1 protein-coding gene is annotated in these 680 nt (G+C 66.5%); it reads left to right on the forward strand.

Going from position 1 to position 680, the window contains the following annotated elements; all coding sequences use genetic code 11:
* Window positions 1–680: NsdA family TPR-like regulatory protein (locus V6U79_RS29695; RefSeq protein ID WP_442933839.1), on the forward strand; the 680-nt coding region annotated here is incomplete at both ends.

Here is a 680-nt window from a genome sequence, read left to right on the forward strand (position 1 = left end):
CTCAAAGATCTCTACCTCCTGCTGGGCAGGCTGCAAGGCGTCCTGGCATACGCCGCCCTCGACCTAGGCAGCGCCGAGGCAGCCATGACCCACGCAGACGCTGCATGGACCTGTGCGGAACACGCTGGAGACAACGAGCTGCGCGCGTGGACACGCGGCACCCAAAGCCTGATCGCGCGTTTCCAGGGCGACTACGCCCACGCCCTGGACTACGTGCACGACGGACTGAGGTACAAGGCAAGGGGCACCGGCCGGATACGGCTGCTCTGCGGGGTGGCTCAGTGCCATGCCAATCTCGGCGACTCCACAGGCGCGAACCGCACGCTTGACCTAGCGCAGACGGAGCGGGAGGAGCTTGCCAGCACGGACTCCGTTGATGGCCTCTTCGGCTTCTCTGTCGCCAAGCAGCACTACTACGCGGGGAGCAGCCTGATCTGGCTGGCGGGTGGGGTCGACGCGGAACGAGCTGCCCGAGAGGCGGGGCGGGCAATCGAACTCTGGGAGAAGGAGCCCCCGGAGAGCAGATCCTTGGACGACGAGGCCCTGGCCCACGTCTACCAAGGAACCGCCTTCCTGCAAGTCGGGAACCTCGACTCCGCCGCTGCCGCCATCCGGCCGATCCTCGACCTGCCAGCGGACCGCCAAATCTCCTGGATCAAGAAGCGGCTCGACAGGTTCGC

The organism is Micromonospora psammae, from assembly GCF_036902725.1.
Classification (GTDB): Bacteria; Actinomycetota; Actinomycetes; order Mycobacteriales; family Micromonosporaceae; genus Micromonospora.